Origin of the sequence: Stenotrophomonas sp. SbOxS2 (genome assembly GCF_013416715.1) — a bacterium.
Taxonomy (GTDB): domain Bacteria; phylum Pseudomonadota; class Gammaproteobacteria; order Xanthomonadales; family Xanthomonadaceae; genus Stenotrophomonas; species Stenotrophomonas lactitubi.
In genome coordinates, this window is the sequence record NZ_JAAVXD010000015.1 from 1 (window position 1) to 601 (window position 601).

The 601-nt window shown below is 64.4% G+C and carries 1 protein-coding gene; it reads right to left on the reverse strand.

From position 1 onward, the window contains the following. The coding region (locus HFK18_RS21580) for a stimulus-sensing domain-containing protein (RefSeq protein WP_306669854.1) at nt 1-601 on the reverse strand (601 nt) is incomplete at both ends.

The window sequence follows — 601 nt, forward strand, 5'->3', positions numbered from 1 at the left end:
CCTCGGGGAAGGCGGCGCCATTGCCGCCGGGCTGCTCGCGGTAGACCGGCAGCGTTCGATCTCGGAACAGGTCGAAGACGAATTTCTGCGCCCGCTCCATGAGCGTCGGCTCCTCCTCTTCGACCGGAGGCAGGTCGTAGCGCAGAATCTGGCCGCGGGAATAGAGATGGCGTGAATCGAGCAGCAGGTTGGCGTCGCGGTCAAAGATGCGTGCCCGCGTGCGGGTAGGCGTGATCAGCCGCCGCAGCACCGGGGCGACGCGTTCCGGATTGATCGGAAAATCGAGGCTGTCGAGTTGGTCCGAACCGGGCCCGATGCTCTCGCCGGCCTGCATCTCGAGCAGCTTTTCGGGGTCGATCCTGATCGAATCCGTCTCGACGGTCGCCGAAGACGCGATGGCGCCGGCGATGATCTCGCCCTGCGTCATCAGGCTTTCGACCCGGGCGCCGATCAGCCCGTCGCGGAAGGTGTTGAGGTAGAGGATGCCGCCGACCATTACGGCCAGGCCGGCAAGGTTGATGAAGAGTATCCGCTTGGTCAGGCTGGAGAAGAAGTGATGGCCGAGGAAACGGCTCAGCCAATGCCTCGCCCGATCGAGAAA